The organism is Brevundimonas mediterranea, assembly GCF_014196125.1.
GTDB lineage: Bacteria > Pseudomonadota > Alphaproteobacteria > Caulobacterales > Caulobacteraceae > Brevundimonas > Brevundimonas mediterranea.
Genome location: NZ_JACIDA010000003.1, coordinates 80,799 through 96,542 on the forward strand (window position 1 = coordinate 80,799; position 15,744 = coordinate 96,542).

A 15,744-nucleotide genomic window follows, 5' to 3' on the forward strand; every position below is an offset into this window, starting at 1 on the left:
GGTCAGCGACCGTTCAGGGAATTCAGGTGGTCTTCGCGCTTCAGGTGATGCGCGACAAAGGCATTGTAGAGGCCCCAGAGACGTTCATCGCCATCGGGATAAAACCTTCTGAAAGGTGACGGCGGTTGTAGGCCAAACATTTCCGCTGCGCCCTTGGTGATGTCCTCCTTGATTTCAGTGAGCGGTCGCGTCGGGGCCAATTCCGGCTCAAAGATCTTCGCCGCGATCAGCAGCGACAGGCTCGTGTTCACGAAGCCGAAATAGGCGGCGCTCTTGGTGAAGTAGTTCTCCTCCGTAGCGCGATATTCCCGGATGATGAGCTCGGCGAGCTCGCTGATCGTGCAGTGGGACTTCGCGGAATAGCGGCGAAGGAAGTCTGCACTTTCCTCCGACAGACGGAGGTTCAGGCGGTGCTTATGCAGCTTTCGGGAAGGTCTAGGGCCAATAGGCATATGCGTCCTGCGATAGTGGGAAGTGGTCCACCTAAGCACCACGGACAAAACTAGATTACAATTGGATTTTTGAGATTGACGCTCGGACATCGCGTGCATAGGGTTTCGTCCTATGAGCGCATATTTTCCCCCAGCCCACCTGTGGAATTCGTCATTCACCGCATCAGCGGCTTGCCGTATTACCGAAGTTAATCAACCTGTTCAGAGAGACTGGCGGAAACGAGGTCTTTTATCGAAGGCCGAGGGATGGGCACGCTTCTCGCCTGATGACCTCGTTCATGTCGCGCTCAGGGATGCAATGCGGCTGCTCGGCCTACCGCATACCGACCCGGCGATCGATTTGCGGGACGTAGCGACCGCTACACAAGCTTGGGCTGCAACGTACCCGGGCTCCATTGGCTATAATGATGGCCTGGAGCCCTCGGTCTATCCCCGCTCAACGTTCATCGATGAACCCCGGTTTCGGTATGCGTATGCGATTAGATCTTGGCAGGTGGATACGCCGCTTGAACTTGCCGCTGACTACGATGACCTACGTGCAGTGCTAACGGGGGACGATGAGCGGGTCGGCATCGCTCTAATCGACATTAGGTCGATCGGATTAAGTATCGCGGCGAAGGCTGGCGAGCCGCTCTGGTACGTCAGCTCTGGCCCCGGGATGCACAACATAACTGCGGCGCAAAACGCTGCGGTGAATGGCGATAAGGCGGCCCAAAAGGCTCTGAAAGCCATCGGGCAAGAGTGGGATCTCGACAAGCTATGAGCAGGCGCATTCCAGCGCGACCCACCATTCTGGAACCCCGCGGCCTGAACCGCGAGCAAGCCAGCCTCTACGTCGGCATCAGCGTTTCCAAATTCGATCAGCTCGTCCACGACGGCCGAATGCCGGCGCCCAAACGGATCGACGCTCGGAAAATCTGGGATCGGCATGCGCTGGACACCGCATTCTGGGCTCTTCCAGACGATGGCCCTGACCGCAACGACAATCCCTGGGACGCACCGGCGTGAAGAAAAAGCCGAGCCACGTCAGCTGCTATCGCGACGCACACGGCAAACTCCGATGGAGATATCGGCGCGTCCGCTGTCCCGAGTCACAAACGACTGAGCCGTTCGGATCGGAAGCGTGGTGGACGTGGTACGCCGCCGCATCCATGGCTCAACCCGAGCCGGTTGCGTCAAACCGAAGCACGCCCGGCTCCATCCATGCGCTAGGCGTCGCCTATTACGCGTCAGCCGATTTCAACGGGCTCAGGCCGACAACCCAGCGAACCTACAAGGGCATCTTCGACCGCTATCGCGACAAGTACGGCGCCAAACCGGTCGCACTCCTCGAGCCCAGGCATATTCGCGGGCAGATGGACGCCATGGCAGCGACGCCCGCCGCAGCCAACAACATGCTGAAGGTGCTTCGGGCCGTGATGCGCTTTGCGGTGGATCGAGGGATTGTTCGTACCGACCCCACGAGCGGCGTCCGAATGCTTCGATACAGGAGCGAGGGCTTCCACACCTGGACAGAGCTGGAAGTTGCCGCCTTTGAGGCCAAGTGGCCCGTCGGCAGCAAGGAGCGGCTTGGGTTCGACCTGCTGCTCTACACGGCTCAGCGCTCAGGTGACGTGCGTCAGATGACCGTCCACCAGGTTCGCGACGGCCGTGTCCTGGTGCGCCAGGAAAAGACGGGACAGCTGGTCGACATACCGCTTCACCCACGGCTTCAAACCTCGCTGGCGGCGCACAAGATCGAGCACCTGGCGCTGCTGACGACCAAATATGGCAAGCCCTTCACAGAGAAGGGGTTCGGAAACTGGGTGAGCAAGGCGGCGGAACGCGCCGGCCTGCCGCACTGCTCGGCCCACGGCCTTCGTAAAGCGGCGGCCCGCCGATTGGCGGAAGCCGGATGCTCAGCCCATGAAATCATGGCGATCACCGGCCACCAAAGCCTCAAGGAGGTCGAGCGCTACACGCGCGAGGCTGGCCGACGCAATCTCGCCGATTCCGCCATGAAGCGGATCGGCTGAGCCAACGAAACAAGAACAGCCTTGTCTAACAACGACCATGCGGGTTAGACATATGAGGAGCTAACAGATTGATTATGCTTGGAAAAATTAAGTGGGTGGCGGACAGAGAGGGATTCGAACCCTCGGTAGGCTTTCACCTACACACGCTTTCCAAGCGTGCGCGATCGACCACTCCGCCACCTGTCCGTTTCACGCCACGTCTTGCGCGCCGCCGGAGGTCGATCCGGCGGGAGGCGGGCCTGATAGAACACACTCGCCCCCTCGGCAAGCGCCTCTGACATCCCCATATAGGCGTCGAAGTCATTTTTCGTCCGAGGAGCCCCCGATGTTGTTCAAGAAAAGCGCCGAACTGCCGACCGCAGAGACCGCCCTGCCCGGCCGCGCCGAGGCCCTGGCGACCGACGGAAACCATTTTGTCAGCGGCAACCCGCTGCAGGGCCCCTATCCGGACGGGTTCCAGACCGCGATTTTCGGCATGGGCTGTTTCTGGGGCGTGGAGCGGATCTTCTGGTCCCTGCCCGGCGTCTGGGTGACCTCGGCCGGCTATTCCGGCGGGATCACCCCCAATCCGACCTATGAAGAGACCTGCACCGGCCGTACCGGCCATACCGAGGTGGTCAAGGTGGTGTTCGACCCGAAGGCTATCTCCTATGCCGAACTGCTGAAGGCCTTTTGGGAGAACCACGACCCGACCCAGGGCATGCGCCAGGGCAATGACGTGGGCACTACCTACCGCTCGGCCATCTACACCCTGAACGCCGAACAGCAGGCCGAAGCCGAGGCGTCGCGCGATGCGTATCAGGCAGCGCTGACGGCGGCGGGACGTGGAACGATCACCACCGAGATCGAACCGGCGGGCGAATATTTCTACGCCGAGGCCTATCACCAGGGCTATCTGGCCAAGAACCCGGCCGGCTACTGCGGCATCGGCGGCACCGGCGTGGTCTGCCCCATCGGGGTCGGCGTCGAGGCCTGATCACCCGGTATCGGGCGAAATGTCCTGCGGCCGCCGGCTAGGCGTCGGCGGCCGACAGGCGTAGGGAACGGCGAAAAGGTCCAGGGAGCCGCTCATGTCCGCCTTCGTCCACCCCGATGAGATCCGCAGCCGTTTCTCGGCCGCCCTGTCCGCCATGTACCGGGCGGAGGTGCCGCAGTACGGCGAACTGCTAGCCTTGGTGTCGGAGGTGAATTCGCGGGTGCTGAAGGCCGATCCGACCGGGGCCGAGCGTCTGGCCGCTGCGGGCGAACTGGCCCGCCTGTCGGAAGAACGGCACGGCGCAATCCGCGTCGGCACGGCGGATGAACTGGCCACCATCGCCCGCGCCTTTGCGGTCATGGGCATGGCGCCGGTCAGCTACTACAATCTGGCCCCGGCCGGGGTGCCGGTTCATTCGACCGCCTTCCGTCCCGTCGAGCCTGCGGCTTTGGCGCGCAATCCGTTCCGGGTCTTCTGCTCCCTGTTGCGGCTGGAGCTGATCGAGGACGAGGCCCTGAGGGCCGAGGCCGCCGCCGCCCTGGCCCGGCGCGACATCTTCACCCCGTGCGCCCGGACCCTGATCGAAACGGCCGAGACCGCCGGCGGCCTGGACGAGGATCAGGCCGACCGGTTCGTGTCCGAACTGCTGGAGACCTTCCGCTGGCACGCCCAGGCGACGGTCAGCGCACAGACCTATGAACGGCTGGTGGCCGCCCACCGGCTGATCGCGGACGTGGTCAGTTTCAAGGGGCCGCACATCAACCACCTGACGCCGCGCACTCTGGACATCGACGCCGCCCAGGCCGCCATGCCTGAACGGGGGATCACGCCCAAGGAAACGATCGAGGGCCCGCCCGCCCGCGCCTGCCCCATCCTGTTGCGCCAGACCAGTTTCAAGGCGCTGGAGGAGGCCATCGCCTTCCCGTCGGGCGACGCCGTGGTCGCCGGCGTCCACACCGCCCGTTTCGGCGAGATCGAACAGCGGGGATGCGCCCTGACCCCGACCGGCCGGGCCCTGTACGACACGGCCCTGGCGACCAGGGATTTCGCGGCCCTGCCTGACGACTGGACCGCCCTGCGCCGGAACGGCCTGGCCTGGTTCCGCTATCGCGCCACGCCGCAGGGCCTGGCCGCCCGCGCCGAGACCGCCGATCTGGAGGATCTGATCGCCCTGGGCCATGTGGTCGCCGAACCCATCACCTATGAGGATTTCCTGCCCGTCAGCGCGGCGGGCATCTTCCAGTCCAACCTGGGAGCCGAGGCGCGCGGGACCGCCTATGCCGTGGACCCGGCCAAGGCCGATTTCGAACAGGCCCTGGGCCGGTTGGTGCTGGACGAAATGGCGCTTTACCAGGCCGAGCAGGACGCCTCGGTCGCCGCGACCCTGAAGGCGCTGGGGCTGACGACCGCGACGGCTTGAGTTCTGCTTGCACTGATCTCAGGGAATGCCCCCGAGACCATCCGCCGTATTGCCTGAACCGATCCGCCGGATCATAGACGCGGCCGTGAACCCGTCCGCCCCCCCGTCCGTGCGCCGCTATGATCTGGACTGGATCCGTGTCGGCGCGTTCGGCCTGCTGATCCTGTATCATGTCGGCCTGGTGTACGGGGTCTATGGCTGGCACGTGCACAGCGTCCACACTTTCGAGTGGATGCGCGAAGCCATTCTCATCACCAATCCCTGGCGGCTGACCCTGCTGTTCCTGGTGTCCGGGGCGGCGCTGCGGTTCATGACCTTCCGGCGCAGTCCGCGCGAAGTGGCCCGCGCCCGGTTCGAGCGGCTGGTCCCGCCCCTGCTTTTCGGCGCGGTGATCCTGGTGCCGATCCAGTCGTGGATCGAGGCGATGGACAAGGCCGGCTGGCCCAGCGGCCTGGCCGGTTTCGCCGCCTGGATGGTGCATGAGTTCAGCTTCAGCGGCCTGGCCGACGGGGTTCCGGTCAACCACCTGTGGTTCATCGTCTATATCGCCGCCTACAGCGTCGTCACCGTGCTGCTATGGCGCCGGCCGGGCCTGATCGACCAGATGGGCGCGTGGCTGGAGAAGGCGTTGGCGGGGCCGCGCGTCCTGATCCTGCCGATCCTCTATCTGATCGCCATCCGCATCCTGCTGTTCCCCTGGTTCGGGGTGACGAACATCCTGCACTGGGACTGGTACAATCACGCCCTGTCGCTGGGCGCCTTCGTCTTCGGCTTCTGCATCGTCGGGCGCGAGACGATCTGGCGCGATATGGAGCGGTATCGCTGGGTCGCCCTGGGTCTGGCCGCGGTCGCCCTGCCGGTCATGATGGCCCAGGTCTGGCATCCGGGAGGCCGGGCCTTCTGGGGCGTGCCCAAGGCCATGGTCTATGGCCTGGACCAGTGGGCGGTGATCGTCGCCATCCTGGGCTTCGGCAGCAAACATCTTCGGTCGCGCGGCGGGCCGGTGCTGAAATACCTGACCGAGGCCACCTTCCCCCTCTATCTGGCGCACCAGACCATCCTGGTCGCCGCCGTCTGGATCATCCGGCCCGCACGCCTGCCCGTCGGGCTGGAAGCCCTGTCGCTGTTGCTGATCACCTTCGTGGGCAGTTTCGCCGTCTTCGAGGTCGTCAAGCGAATCCCCGCCATCCGCCCCCTGTGGGGGCTGAAGCCGCTGGACGGCCGGCCCTGGCCGGTGGACCTGGCGGCCTTGCGACGTCCGCCCGCCCGCTATCACCGCCGTCGGCGTCTGCTGGCCATCGGCGTGGCCGCACCGCTTCTGGCCCTGACGGTGGTGGCCGCCGCCATCGCCGCCTATCCCGGTTTCGACAACGCCACCCAGTATCTGAGCGAACTGGGCGGGGCGACGGCCCCGGCGCCGATCATCTTCAACGGCGGGGTCTTCGTCGCCGGGGTGATGGCGGCCCTGGCGGGGATCGGCTTCGGCCTGGCCGTCTACGCCCTGACGGAAAAGCGGATCGCCGCCGCCGTGATCGCAATGGTCTTCGTCCTGGCCGGGGCGGGCATGTCAGCCTCGACACTGTATCCCTGGCCCGATCCGCGCCACATGATCATCAACCTGGCCCTGGGCATCCAGTTGGCGCCGGTTCTGCTGCTGTGGGGGCTGGCGTCGCGCCGGGACGTGCCCCGGCTGAAAATCTTCCTGGCCGCCACTTTTGTCATCATGGCGATTCTGACGGTTGTTACAAAACACCTCGTCTTCCCCGGCACGGTCAACGACGACAATGTCGGCTGGTGGGAGCGCGCCTACGCCATTGTTCTGGTGTGCTGGGTGGGGATCGCGGCCTGGGTTCTGGACCGTAAACTGCTGCAGGACGCGGTGAAATTGCCGCAGCGCCTGCCTGACGCCGCCCCGGCGGTCAAACCCGGGTAAAGATTCCCGATATTTTTTGCCCATATCAACATTGCGTGATTGAAAGTCGCGCGAATGTGATCGACTATAGGGCTCGTGCTGCAGTGCAGCGCGCCGCCCCCTTCCTGCCTTCGGAAGCGGGGTCGGTCAACACGGGGGCGTCCAGAGCGGCATGAACAAGCTGGCGATCCGGCCTGTCGAACAGGCTGATTTCGAGACGACGAACCAGGCGGCTCAAGGGCCGTCGTGGTCCTGGCTGCCTGACGAGGCGCCGCTGGCCATGCCGGTTCAATCCTTGGCCGCGCCTGACGCCGTCGCCGATACGACCCCGGCCACCGCCCCGCGCACGGTCGCCCTGCGTCGCCTGATGCTGCTGGCCGGCACCGTAGCCCTGACGGGCCTGTCCGCCATCACCCCCTTCTACCTGTACGCCCGCAAGGGCTGGGACCCGACCGAGATGCTGGCCTTCGGCATCTTCATGCTGCTGATCACCGCCATCTCCTGCTGGTTCGTCAGCGGCCTGATGGGCCTGGCCGTCATGCTGCGCGGCAAGGATCAGGCCGATCTGGCCTTCGCCCCCCATCCGGCCCTGCCGCGCACGCGCACAGCCCTGCTGATGCCGCTGTACAATGAGGACGCCCGCGCCTCCTTCGCCCGTCTGGCGATGATCGACCAGTCGCTGACCCGCCTGGGCGCCGCCTCGGCCTTCGACATCTTCGTGCTGAGCGATTCGACCAAGGAAGAGGCTGCGGCCTCCGAACGCTCGGTCTTCCAGGCCTTCCGGCTGACGGCCGGCTGCAGATCCTTCTACCGCCGCCGTTCGGACAACGCCGAGCGCAAGGCCGGCAACCTGGCCGAATGGGTCCGTCGTTTCGGCGGCGCCTATGAAAACATGATCGTCCTGGACGCCGACAGCACCATGGCCGGCGAGACCCTGCTGCGCATGGTCGACGCCATGGAGCGTAATCCCGGCATCGGCCTGATCCAGACCGCCCCGGTCATCATCAAGGCCCGCACCATCTTCGCCCGCGTATCCCAGTATTCGGTGCGCCTGTACGGCCGCGTCGCCGCTGCGGGCCTGGCCTACTGGACCGGTTCGGAATCCAGCTACTGGGGCCATAACGCCATCATCCGCACGCGCGCCTTCGCGGCCTGCTGCGGCCTGCCCCACCTGAAGGGTCGCAAGCCCTTCGGCGGCCATATCATGAGCCACGACGTCGTTGAGGCCGCCCTGATGCGCCGCGCCGGCTGGGCCGTTCACGTCAGCGCCGCCCTGGACGGATCCTGGGAAGAGACGCCTCCGTCGATCACCGACTTCATCCGCCGCGACCACCGCTGGTTCCAGGGCAATCTGCAGCACCTGGGCCTGATCGGCGCCAAGGGCCTGTCGCCGATGAGCCGCCTGCAACTGGCCATGGGCTGCATGGCCTATCTGTCCTCGCCCCTGTGGCTGGCGTCGCTGATGGTCGGCCTGTTCATCCAGATGTTCTATCCGGTCGACTGGACCAGCTTCTTCTACATCCTGAACCCCCAGTTCACCCCCTTCATGCTGGCCTCCTTCCTGTCGGGCGTCCTGCTGATCGGACCCAAGTTCATGGGCGCCGCCCTGGTCCTCAGCCGTCCGGCCGAGCTGCGGGCCTTCGGCGGGCGTCGCGCCATCGCCAAGGGCATGGCCGCCGAGATCGCCCTGTCGGCCATCCTGGCCCCCATCCTGATGGTCGCCAACACCAAGGCCTTCATCCAGATCCTGTCGGGCCACGACACCGGCTGGACCACCCAACAGCGCGAGGCCGACGGCCTGGCCTGGTCCGACGCCTTCCGCGCCATGCGCTGGCAGATGGTCGCCGGCGTCGGCTTCATCCTGCCCCTGTGCGTCCGCCCCGACCTGGCCACCTGGTTCGCCCCGATCGTTCTGCCGCTGCTGCTGGCCGCCCCGATCGCGGTCTGGACCTCGCGCGTCCGCTCGGGCGACAAGCTGGCGGCCAAGGGTTTCCTCGTCACCCCGGCCCAGGACGGCGTCAGCGTCAACCCGGCCGTCCTGCACACGCCGCGCTCGCCCCTGCGGGCGGTCGCCGGCGGCGTCCTGGCCCCGGTCGCAGCCCCGGCCATGGTCCCCGCCCGCGCCCCCGAACTGTAGGTCCCGGCTTTTAAGCCGGCGAAAACCGATGCATGGCGGCCACAGCGCCGCCATAACCGCTACGGTCAAGCTCGACGCGCCGGAACGCAGCCGCCATTTTCGATCCTCAGCTCTGCTGGGGACCCGATTCCATGACCAAGAAGACCGGCGCCGATTCCAAACCCGACCTGCGGCTCGTCGGCGCCGAGGCCGCCGTCTATGATCTGATGCGCGCGCCCGAGACCACGGGCGAACGGGTCAAACGCCTCCAGCTCGAAGCCCACGCCCTGGCGCTGGAAGAGATCGAGCAGTTCGAGAAACTCCTGACCCAGGCCGCCGAAAAGGCCAAGGACATCGCCTCGGGCGGCGACGCCTATCCCGTTGGCGTGCGTGAAATCGCTGCACGCCTCGCCGCCGACCTGCCCCCCCGGGCCGAGACCATCCGCACCATCGTCGGCCGGGTCGGCTAAAGACGGGGAACGGCTCGCCGCCTGGATCGCTCTCCTGAAGACCCCCCCAGTCTTCAGGAGACCCGTCATGGACGACCGCTTCAACGCCCACGCCGACGACATCGCCGACCAGGAGCGCGCCATCCAGCGCGACATCGACGCCAAGGACCAGCAGTCCGGCGGCGATGAATCCTCCGGCGCCGTCCAGGCCGGCGCCCGCCCCTATCCCGCGCCGCCCTTCCCCAAACAGCACCAGACCAAGCCCGGCGACGAAGCCGCCCTGGATCCTGCGCCGATGTACGACGCCCCCTTCTGGAAGGGCTCGGGCAAGCTTGAGGGTTTCGCGGCCCTGATCACCGGCGCCGATTCCGGCATCGGCCGTTCGGTCGCCGTCCTGTTCGCCCGCGAGGGCTGCGACGTCGTCATCTGCCATCTGGACGAGCAGGCCGACGCCGAGACCACCAAGGCCGCCGTCGAAGCCGAAGGCCGCCGCGCCCTGGTGCTGAAGGGCGACGTCGCCGATCCGGCCTTCGCCGAGGCGGCGGTCAAGGCCACGCTGGACGCCTTCGGCCGCCTGGACGTCCTGGTTCCCAACGCCGCCTTCCAGGAGCATGTAGGCGCCTTCGAGGACCTGACCTACGAGCATTTCGACCGGACGCTGAAGACCAACCTCTACGGCTATTTCAACATGACCAAGGCGGCGGTTCCGCACATGAAATCCGGCGGCGCCATCGTCATGACCGGCTCAGTCACCGGGCTGATGGGCAGTCAGGCCCTGCTGGACTACTCCATGACCAAGGGCGGCATCCACGCCTACGCCCGCTCGCTCGGCACGCATCTGGCGCCGCGCGGCATCCGCGTGAACGTGGTCGCGCCCGGCCCGGTCTGGACCCCGCTGAACCCGGCGGACAAGGACGCCGAGGCCACGTCGCAGTTCGGCGCCCAGACCGTGATGAAACGCCCTGCCCAGCCCGAGGAAATCGCCCCCGCCTACGTCTTCCTGGCCTCGCCCCAGATGTCGAGCTTCATCACCGGCGAGATCCTGCCCATCATCGGCGGCTATTCGGGCGGCTGACCTGAGGCTGAATTGACGACGCCGCCTTCCTGACAGGATGGCGGCGTTCGCATCTGCTGGGAACCTTACGCCAGCACATCGTCGTAATCGGGGTGCCGCTTGTGCCAGACCACGGCGTAGCTGCAGCGCGGAAACAGTTTCAGCCCCTTCTCGCGCGCATATTCAGCCATCGACTGCATGAAGCGGCCGGCCGCGCCCGAGCCGCGCAGGCTATGTTCGGCCTCAACATGCAGAATCATCCGCGCCCCGCCGCGCACAGCGTAGTCGGCCCAGACCCTACCGTGCCCTGCCTCGCTGTCGAACTCCTGCTCGAAGCGGTTCTCGTTTGTCGCGTCGGTGAACGGTCCCATACTCAACTCCCTTTTGCCTTCAACAGCTTGGGCGGGCGGGATGTTCCATCGGTCGGGTGCGTCAGATCGGCTTGTCTTGCAGCAGATTGATCAAGCCCAGCACGCTCTTCACCGTAAACCAGACGCTGAGCAGGAACAGAGCCAGGCCGCATAGCAGGCCGGTGATTATGCCTATGCCGATCGCAGCGAGAGGGATGCTGATGATAATTCCGATCCAGAGCGCGACCGTCCACCAGATGACCGACCAGAAAAGCCGGATCTGACTGTCGATATGCTGGCGCGCGACGCCCACCGCTGTCCCGCGCGCCACATAGGAGACGACCAACCCGACCAGCACCAGCACATTGGCGCTGGGGATCGACAGGATGAACAGGGCCCAGGCGATCAGGGCGGCGACCTTGCCTTCAGGCTCCTGGCCTGCAGTGAAGTTCGGCTCGGTCGTCATGATCGTCCTTTCAGAACAGCCAGGTGCGAGGATTGTCGATCGGCCGCCCGGCCTTCAGCCGCATGACGCCGAAGACGCCGCGCGCCAGCACCCACAGGGCCAGCAGGAACAGGACGAAGACGCCGATATTGACGATCACCAGCAGGGCGCCCAGCACCACGGCCACGGCCGCGCTCCACAGGGTGCGCTGCTGATAGATGAAGTGGCTGGCGGCCACGGGCTCCTGCGGCCCGTCGCGGCCCGTCACCGCCAGCAGGGCCAGGACGGCCGCCACGCCCAGCGTCGGCACCGCCAACAGGATCAGCACATAGACGGCGTACAGGCTCATGGGCGCGGTCTGCGGCGCGTTGCGGCCCACGGGTTCGCGTCGGGGGGGCTGAGCGTCCTTGGCCGCTCGCTCGCGCCCGGCCGAAAGCCGGGGTTCGCGCGCAGCAGTGAAGGGCTCGGTGCGGTCGAAAGGTCCTGGTTCAGGCCGGGGCTCGGGGCGGGCCTCCGCAGCGGACACAGGCGACACCGGCGCAGGTTCCGGCGGGTCGAACAGATCCGGCTCACGCTCCAAAGGCTTGGACGGAGCGGGCGGAGGCGCGGGCGCGGGCTCTGGCGCTCGGGGACGACCCGCCAGCGACGCGGGCGAGACGAAGCCGACATGGGCGTCGTGATCGTGGTCGTCTTGCGCGGCCCCTGGGCCTGTCGGATCGCCGGGTTCGGCCATGACTCTCGAACGCTTCTCTCACGCCGCAGCAGCGACTGGATTCGCGACCGACAATGGCCGTGCGCGAGCATGGACGCAACCTGACCCTCGCCCTTTCGTCAATCGGATACGCGACCGGGTCTAAAGCAGCCGTCGCCCCGGCCGCGCCAGGCTGGCCCCCGGTTCATAGGCCCCCGGCCTGCGCCGCGTCAGTGCCAGGGCGAACCCCATGGTCAGGCCCATGGCCAGCATGGACGAGCCGCCGTAGCTGATGAAGGGCAGGGTCATGCCCTTGGTCGGGATCAGGTTCAGATTCACCGCGACGTTGATACAGGCCTGAAGCCCGATCAGCATGAACAGGCCCGCCGCCGCCGTCTGTTCGAACGGGTCGGTCAGTTTCATCGCCCGGCGCATCCCCCGCACGACGATGAAGGCGTACAGCCCGATCATGGTCAGGCTGAGCACCAGGCCGAACTCCTCGGCGCCGACCGAATAGATGAAGTCGGTGTGCAGGTCGGGGACGTGGCGTTTCATCACCCCTTCGCCGATGCCGCGTCCGACCAGGCCGCCGGCGCGAATGGCTTCCGAGGCCGCGTCGATCTGATGGGTGTCGGTCGTCTCGGGCGAGAAGAAGCGGCTCAGGCGGTCGCGCATGTGGCCGAACACGAAATACAGCGACACCAGCCCCGCCATCCCCGCGCTGGCCAGGACCGCCATCCATTTGAACGGCACCCCGGCCATGAAGAAGACGGCCATGAAGGTGGTGGTGATCAGAAGCGTTTGGCCGATGTCCGGCTGGATCAGCAGCAGGCAGACGGTCAGTGCGTAGAAGCCAAACGCGATGGTCACGCCCGGCACCCCCTGCCCCTTCTGCGCCTCGGCGAACATCCAGGCGGCGAAGACGATCAGGCCCGGCTTGGCGAACTCGGACGGTTGCAGGCTGAAGGGGCCGAAATTCACCCACCGCGCGGCCCCCTTCACCGTATCGCCGATGAACGGCAGGGCCATCATCACCACAATGGCGCCGAACAGGGCCAGGACGGCGATCCGCCGCACCCCGCGCGGCGACAGCAGCGAACTGGTCAGCATCAGGCCCAAGCCCGCGCCCGAGAAGACCATCATCCGCCAGGAATAGTGGAAGGGATCGGTGATCGATTCATCGGCCAGGATGGCGGCCGGGCTGGAGGCGAAACTCAGCGCCACCCCCAGGCCCATCAGCGCCAGCGCCGCGCCCAGCAGGCCGCGATCCACGGTCCAGAACCACTGGGCCACATGGCTCTGGTCGTTGCGTGAGAAGGGGGGCGTGTAGGAGGCGCTCATCGGGCTGTCTCCGGACTGGCCCCGAGGTTCAGCACGGCGGCGCGGAACGCCTCGCCGCGCACCTCGAAATCGGGATACTGGTCGAAGCTGGCGCAAGCGGGCGACAGCAGCACGATCTGGTCGCCGCCGGCGGATGCGGCGTCTGCGGCGGCGGCGGCCACGGCGGCGTCCATGGTCTTTGAGATGACGTGGGGCGTGTCACCGAGGGTGGCGGCGAAGGCTTCGGCCGCCTCCCCGATGAGATAGGCCTTGGCCACGCGCGGGAAGAGGTCGGTCAGATCGTCGATGCCGCCCTCCTTGGGCTTGCCGCCCGCGATCCAGAAGACCTTGGGATAGGAGGCCAGGGCCTGACGCGCGGCGTCGGCGTTGGTGGCCTTGGAGTCGTTGATGAAACGAACGTGGCCGATATGGCCGACTGCCTCCATCCGATGGGCCAGGCCGGGGAAGGTCAGCAGGCCTTTGACCACCGTCTCCTCGGGAATGCCCATGTCATTCACGGCGAGAAAGGCGAAGGCTGCGTTCTGGGCGTTATGCCGACCCGGCAAGGAACGAGCCTTCGACAGATCGACGATGGGGGCGGGACGACCGCCCGCATTATAGGTCAGCCAATCGTCCATCAGATACATGCCGAGGTCGTCATCCATCGGCCGCTCCACCGAGACAGGATCGACAGCTCTCCCCTCCGCTTTCAGTTCCTGCCAGATGGCGAAGCCGTAGGGATCGTCAATCCCCACATAGGGCGCGGTCTTTCGCGACTGGAATATACGCCGCTTGGCTGCGACATAGCCCTCCATCCCTCCGTGACGGTCCAGGTGATCGGGGCTGATGTTGGTCAGGATCGCCGCGTCGGGCGCGAAGCGGGTCGTCAGGTCCAGCTGATAGCTGGAGACCTCGATCACATAGACGGCGCCCGGTGTCGGCTCCGGCAGGGCCAGTACGCCGATGCCGATATTGCCGCCGACATGGACGGTCAGACCCGCCTGCTGCAGCACCCACCCGATCAGGGCCGTGGTCGTGGACTTGCCGTTGGTGCCGGTGATGGCGATCACCCAGGGACGCCGGCCTTCCGGCAGGGCGTCCAGCGCGCGGGCGAACAGTTCGATATCGCCGACAACCGGAACGCCGGCCTCGCGCGCCTTGTCCACGGTCCAGTGCGGTTTCGGATGGGTCAGGGGCGCGCCGGGCGACAGGACCAGGGCGGCGAAACCGGACCAGTCGGCGGTCGTCAGATCCTCGACCACGAAGCCCTCGGCCTGGGCCTGCATACGGCCCGAGACCCCGTCGTCCCACAGGATCGGCGTCGCGCCCCCGGCCTTCAGCGCGCGCGCCGCCGTGATCCCCGACCGTCCGAGGCCGAAGACCGCGACCCGCCTGCCCTCATAGCCGGGAACGGGGATCATCGGATCAACGCAGCTTCAGCGTGGACAGGCCAACCAGCGCCAGCGCCCCGGCGATGATCCAGAACCGGATGACCACGGTCGATTCCGGCCAGCCCATCTTCTCGAAATGGTGGTGGATCGGGGCCATCAGGAAGATGCGCTTCTTGGTCAGCTTGTAATAGCCGACCTGGATCATGACCGAGGCGGCCTCCATCACGAACAGGCCGCCGACGATGCCCAGCACCAGCTCGTGCTTGGTCGTGACGGCGATGGCGCCCAGCGCCCCGCCCAGGGCCAGCGAACCCGTGTCGCCCATGAAGATCTTGGCCGGGGGGGCGTTGTACCACAGGAAGCCCGCGCCCCCGCCGATCATGGCGGCGCAGAAGATGGCCAATTCGCCGGCGCCCGGAACATGGTGGACCTGCAGATACTGGGCGAAGACGAAGTTGCCGGCCAGGTAGGAGATCACGCCGAACGCCCCCGCCGCCATCATCACCGGCACCGTCGCCAGCCCGTCCAGCCCGTCGGTCAGGTTCACGGCGTTGGAGAAGCCGACGATGGTGAAGGCCGCAAAGGCCACATAGAACCAGCCGATATTCAGCAGCACGGCCTTGAAGAAGGGGAAGGCGATCGAGGTCTCAAGCCCCGGCGAGGTCGGCGAGGCCGTCATCCACAGCACGGTCAGCACCCCGGCGATCACCGCCACCACCGTCTGGGCCAGCAGCTTCTGCTTCGAGGTCAGGCCGGCCGAGGTCTGTTTCGTCACCTTGGCGTAGTCGTCGATGAAGCCCAGCACCCCGAAGGCCGCCGTCACGCCCGAGACGATCCAGATATAGGGATTGGTCAGGTCGCCCCACAGGAAGACCGCCACACCGATGCCGGCCAGGATCATCAGCCCGCCCATCGTGGGGGTGCCGACCTTGGACAGGTGCGACACCGGACCGTCTTCGCGGATCGGCTGGCCCTTGCCCTGTTTGGTGCGGATCCAGTTGATGAACCGGCTGCCCATGGCCACAGCCACAATGGCCGCCGTCGCAAGGGCCAGGGCCGTGCGGACCGTCTGATACTGGATCAGGTTCAGCAGCGGATACTGGTGCGCGACGTCGGCGTAATAGAGATACAGAAGGTAGAACATGCGGGGGTC

16 protein-coding genes and 1 tRNA gene are annotated in these 15,744 nt (G+C 66.2%); 9 read left to right on the plus strand and 8 right to left on the minus strand.

Annotation, left to right across the window (positions count from 1 at the left end; genetic code table 11):
• Positions 1-2: 2 nt before the first annotated feature.
• Positions 3-452 carry a hypothetical protein gene (locus GGR11_RS14085; RefSeq protein WP_183197999.1) on the minus strand — a complete coding sequence of 150 codons (450 nt, stop codon included), beginning with the start codon at positions 450-452 and terminating at the stop codon, positions 3-5.
• A gap of 112 nt (positions 453-564) precedes the next feature.
• Here GGR11_RS14085 and GGR11_RS14090 point away from each other — a divergent pair, with 112 nt between their 5' ends.
• From GGR11_RS14090 to GGR11_RS14100, 3 genes are all read left to right on the plus strand, one after another.
• Positions 565-1,215, plus strand: coding sequence for a MerR family transcriptional regulator (locus tag GGR11_RS14090; RefSeq protein ID WP_183198001.1), 651 nt, complete (start codon positions 565-567; stop codon positions 1,213-1,215).
• Positions 1,212-1,460 carry a helix-turn-helix transcriptional regulator gene (locus tag GGR11_RS14095; protein ID WP_183198003.1) on the plus strand — a complete coding sequence of 83 codons (249 nt, stop codon included), beginning with the start codon at positions 1,212-1,214 and terminating at the stop codon, positions 1,458-1,460. The genes GGR11_RS14090 and GGR11_RS14095 overlap by 4 nt, the downstream gene beginning before the upstream one ends.
• A gap of 143 nt (positions 1,461-1,603) precedes the next feature.
• Positions 1,604-2,467, plus strand: a complete 864-nt coding sequence (locus GGR11_RS14100; protein WP_183198005.1) for a tyrosine-type recombinase/integrase — start codon at positions 1,604-1,606, stop codon at positions 2,465-2,467.
• A 96-nt stretch (positions 2,468-2,563) separates the two neighbouring features.
• Here GGR11_RS14100 and GGR11_RS14105 read toward each other — a convergent pair.
• Positions 2,564-2,653 (minus strand) — tRNA-Ser (locus GGR11_RS14105).
• Between the two features lie 139 nt (positions 2,654-2,792).
• On the opposite strand from GGR11_RS14105, the gene msrA reads away from it, so the two are divergent.
• The 6 genes from msrA to GGR11_RS14135 all read left to right on the plus strand — a co-directional run bounded on the left by msrA (position 2,793) and on the right by GGR11_RS14135 (position 10,415).
• A complete protein-coding gene (gene msrA / locus GGR11_RS14110) occupies positions 2,793-3,443 on the plus strand; it encodes a peptide-methionine (S)-S-oxide reductase MsrA (RefSeq protein ID WP_183198008.1) in 651 nt (216 codons plus the stop codon).
• Positions 3,444-3,537: 94 nt separating this feature from the next.
• Positions 3,538-4,863 (plus strand): VOC family protein, encoded by a 1,326-nt coding sequence (locus tag GGR11_RS14115; protein ID WP_183198010.1) that lies wholly within the window; start codon positions 3,538-3,540, stop codon positions 4,861-4,863.
• An 85-nt stretch (positions 4,864-4,948) separates the two neighbouring features.
• On the plus strand, positions 4,949-6,796 hold the full coding sequence (locus GGR11_RS14120; RefSeq protein ID WP_343051148.1) for an acyltransferase family protein: 1,848 nt from the start codon (positions 4,949-4,951) through the stop codon (positions 6,794-6,796).
• Positions 6,797-6,947: 151 nt separating this feature from the next.
• On the plus strand, positions 6,948-8,912 hold the full coding sequence (gene mdoH / locus GGR11_RS14125) for a glucans biosynthesis glucosyltransferase MdoH (protein ID WP_183198014.1): 1,965 nt from the start codon (positions 6,948-6,950) through the stop codon (positions 8,910-8,912).
• A gap of 131 nt (positions 8,913-9,043) precedes the next feature.
• A complete protein-coding gene (locus GGR11_RS14130) occupies positions 9,044-9,361 on the plus strand; it encodes a hypothetical protein (RefSeq protein ID WP_183198016.1) in 318 nt (105 codons plus the stop codon).
• Between the two features lie 67 nt (positions 9,362-9,428).
• Complete coding sequence (locus GGR11_RS14135; protein WP_183198017.1) at positions 9,429-10,415, plus strand: SDR family oxidoreductase; 987 nt, start codon at positions 9,429-9,431, stop codon at positions 10,413-10,415.
• A 65-nt stretch (positions 10,416-10,480) separates the two neighbouring features.
• On the opposite strand, the gene GGR11_RS14140 is transcribed toward GGR11_RS14135, so the two are convergent.
• From GGR11_RS14140 to mraY, 6 genes are all read right to left on the minus strand, one after another.
• On the minus strand, positions 10,481-10,765 hold the full coding sequence (locus GGR11_RS14140; RefSeq protein ID WP_183198019.1) for a GNAT family N-acetyltransferase: 285 nt from the start codon (positions 10,763-10,765) through the stop codon (positions 10,481-10,483).
• A 61-nt stretch (positions 10,766-10,826) separates the two neighbouring features.
• Positions 10,827-11,210: a hypothetical protein gene (locus tag GGR11_RS14145; protein WP_183198021.1), complete on the minus strand. Its 384-nt coding sequence runs from the start codon at positions 11,208-11,210 to the stop codon at positions 10,827-10,829.
• Positions 11,211-11,220: 10 nt separating this feature from the next.
• Complete coding sequence (locus GGR11_RS14150) at positions 11,221-11,922, minus strand: DUF4870 family protein (protein ID WP_183198023.1); 702 nt, start codon at positions 11,920-11,922, stop codon at positions 11,221-11,223.
• Positions 11,923-12,042: 120 nt separating this feature from the next.
• Positions 12,043-13,221 carry an FtsW/RodA/SpoVE family cell cycle protein gene (locus tag GGR11_RS14155; RefSeq protein WP_183198026.1) on the minus strand — a complete coding sequence of 393 codons (1,179 nt, stop codon included), beginning with the start codon at positions 13,219-13,221 and terminating at the stop codon, positions 12,043-12,045.
• Complete coding sequence (gene murD, locus GGR11_RS14160; protein WP_183198027.1) at positions 13,218-14,621, minus strand: UDP-N-acetylmuramoyl-L-alanine--D-glutamate ligase; 1,404 nt, start codon at positions 14,619-14,621, stop codon at positions 13,218-13,220. The genes GGR11_RS14155 and murD overlap by 4 nt, the downstream gene beginning before the upstream one ends.
• Before the next feature lie 4 nt (positions 14,622-14,625).
• Entirely contained in the window at positions 14,626-15,735 is a 1,110-nt protein-coding gene (gene mraY, locus GGR11_RS14165) for a phospho-N-acetylmuramoyl-pentapeptide-transferase (protein ID WP_183198029.1), read from the minus strand.
• Positions 15,736-15,744: the final 9 nt, after the last annotated feature.